The 3,039-nt window shown below is 36.2% G+C and carries 4 protein-coding genes; all 4 read left to right on the forward strand.

What is annotated here, in order from left to right; all coding sequences use genetic code 11:
- Nucleotides 1-212 precede the first annotated feature (212 nt).
- A complete protein-coding gene (locus V7124_RS10790; protein ID WP_335488847.1) occupies nt 213-830 on the forward strand; it encodes an FMN-binding negative transcriptional regulator in 618 nt (205 codons plus the stop codon).
- A gap of 154 nt (nt 831-984) precedes the next feature.
- Nucleotides 985-1,188 carry a hypothetical protein gene (locus V7124_RS10795; protein WP_335410053.1) on the forward strand — a complete coding sequence of 68 codons (204 nt, stop codon included), beginning with the start codon at nt 985-987 and terminating at the stop codon, nt 1,186-1,188.
- 346 nt (nt 1,189-1,534) lie between these two features.
- The gene (rlmN, locus tag V7124_RS10800) at nt 1,535-2,602 is read left to right on the forward strand and encodes a 23S rRNA (adenine(2503)-C(2))-methyltransferase RlmN (protein ID WP_335488850.1); all 1,068 of its coding nucleotides are present in this window, start codon (nt 1,535-1,537) and stop codon (nt 2,600-2,602) included.
- A gap of 184 nt (nt 2,603-2,786) precedes the next feature.
- Nucleotides 2,787-3,039: hypothetical protein (locus V7124_RS10805; RefSeq protein WP_335488853.1), on the forward strand; the 253-nt coding region annotated here is incomplete at its 3' end.

The raw sequence follows: 3,039 nt of genomic DNA on the forward strand, positions 1-3,039 counted from the left end.
AATTAGTTGCGGATAGCGGAATATAGTTGCGGATAGCAAGAAATACTGGCGGATAGCACGCACCTCCGTAGCCGTAATAATAACTTTATTTGTGTTGGAATGTCCTAAAGTAACGCTTGCACATAGGTTTTTAGTAGACCAAGAGAAGGTTTTCTACTAAAGGACAGAGAATTAACTAAATGAAATAACTATAGAGAGCGGAGATGATCGTCATGTATATACCTAAAAATTTTACAATCGATAATGAGGAAGTTATCTTTGATGTTATTGAAAAAAATAGTTTCGCGACCTTGTTTTCTCAACATAATGGTGAACCGTACGCCACACATCTTCCTCTACTTTTAAATAAAGAAGAAGGTATTTTGTATGGCCATTTTGCCCGTCCAAACGAGCAGTGGAAGGATATCGCAAATCAGAAGGTTTTAGTTGTTTTTCAAGGTCCTCATTGCTATATTTCTCCTTCCTGGTACGAGACTAATCAGGCCGTACCAACTTGGAACTATGTTGCCATTCATGTATATGGACAAATGGAGATTGTTGAGGACGCTCAAGAGGTATTTAATTCATTAGTGGATATGGTTCTTAAATATGAAAAACCAGACAGTTCCTATCATTTAGAGGATGTTGATTCCAATTACATAAAGGGAATGAGTAAGGGCATTGTGGGTTTTAAAATCAAGGTGAATAAAATAGAGGCGAAGGCAAAACTTAGTCAAAATCATCCAGCTAACCGGCAAGAATTAGTCATTAAGCAACTAGAAGGTTCTTTGGACCAAAATAATAGACAAATTGCTGAACTGATGAAGAGAAATCTAGTAAGTGAAAAATAAAATCACTCGATGTAAATGTCACTAGATTAATTTACGATTTAATCATGGGAACAGTGAAAAGCACTGTCCGCTGGGAACGTTAGTTTGTTTGTGCGAGACATGGTATTATTTTTGTAGAACCTAAGGTACCAATAGAATCGTAAGGGGATGCCATATGAAATTTGGAATCAGAAAGCCAAGCTTGAAAAAAAGAATTTCTGCGAGAACAAGCATAAAAAGACAGCTTATCCACCGTGCAGGATTGAAAATGCCTAGGGGCTATGGATGGCTGAGAAACCCCAAAAAGTACGCCTATAACAAGGTCTATAATCGTACAACGTTTGATATTTTTAAACTGATTAAAAAGTTATTCAAATAGGAGCGAAGAAAAGGCTGTTAAAGGTATGAGAATATTGGATTGTTGACCCTTTAAATGAATATGTGGAAATTTTTTTATTGCAGAATAGAGATTTATTTTTCATGATTAAATTAACGGTATCTCCATAAAGGGTACCGTTTTTATTATGGGCTCTGTTATAACTGAATGTTGATCACAAATGCAAGAAAATGAAGGTTGAATTTTTTGCATAACAGGAACATCTTGCCATAGCGATATTATAGGTTTTGAGGAAGCTAGGATTCATGATAAAATGATTAGATGACTACAAGTAAACACGAATGAAACTATTTGGGTATTGAAAAATATGTAAAGTGAGTTGAAACTTATGAATAAAGCATCCATATATGGATTAACAATAGAGCAATTGACTTCATGGCTTAGCGATCATGGGCATAAAAAGTCTAGGGCATTACAAGTCTGGGATTGGCTATATCGCAAGCGGGTCACGGAATTCGCTGGCATGACAGATGTAAATCAAGACTGTATTCAATTACTAAACGAAAACTTTGTCATCCAAACCTTATCCCAGCATATAAAGCAGGAATCAGCGGATGGAACCATTAAGTTTTTATTCAAATTGCAGGACGGCAACTTGATTGAAACGGTTATGATGAGACATAAATACGGTTTATCGGTTTGTGTAACCACACAAGTAGGCTGTAACATCGGCTGCAGTTTTTGTGCGAGTGGTTTATTAGCGAAAAGCCGGGATTTATCGAGTGGGGAAATTGTCGAGCAGATTATGAATGTTCAACTTCATCTTGATCAAATGGGTCAAGACGAAACCGTGAGCCATGTTGTGGTAATGGGAATTGGTGAACCATTTGATAATTTTGAAAATCTGTTAAACTTTTTAAAAGTAATTATCGATCAAAAGGGGCTTGCGATTGCTGCTAGACGCATTACCGTTTCTACCAGTGGTCTTGCCAACAAAATTTATGAGTTTACCGATACACAAATGCAGGTAAACTTGGCTATTTCCTTGCATGCGCCAAATAATGAGCTGCGAACGCGGATTATGAAAATAAATCGTGCGATTCCGATTGAATCCCTTATGGAATCGATGAAGTACTATGTTGAAAAAACAAACCGTAGGATTACGATTGAATATATTCTCTTGAAGGATGTCAATGATCATAAGGAGGAAGCTGAGCAGCTTGGTGATCTTCTAAGTGTATTGAGTCCAAAAGTGTATGTTAACTTAATTCCCTATAACCCTGTCGATGAACATAGCCAATATCAAAGAAGTGAACATGAATCGGTCCTGGCTTTTTATGATACGCTCAAAAAGAAGGGGATCAATTGTAAAATTCGCCAAGAACATGGAACAGATATTGATGCCGCATGTGGACAGTTAAGAAGCAAGCAAATCAAGAAGGCAGAAGCCCAATAGTCCCATTAGATGCTCAGATTGTACAACCAAATTAGAAAAACAAGGCACCTAATCTTCAGTTGCAGAATGCAATGGATGATTAGGTGCCTTAATTATATTGATTATTTCCATCCTTGGAATTCCGAAACCTCATAGGATCCATATCCGTAATAGTAATATAAGGATACTTGTGGGGGCGATATGCATGGCCGAAACTATTTTTTCAATTATTTTATTAATTATTTTCTATGGTGCTTTTATATTTACCTATTTTTACCCAGAGGAAAGTTTATTACTAGGGCGCAGATGGCAATTTAAAGAAGAGCCTAGATTCAGTAATGGCCGAATTCTTTTTACAAAATACTTATCGATAATCGGTATTTTTGTATTAACGATTATCTCAGTAAGGGCAATCCTTGATAGTTATTTTTTTAGTAATTTATTAATAATAATATTGA

Source organism: Neobacillus niacini (assembly GCF_036961885.1).
GTDB classification, from domain to species: Bacteria; Bacillota; Bacilli; order Bacillales; family Cytobacillaceae; genus Neobacillus; species Neobacillus niacini_H.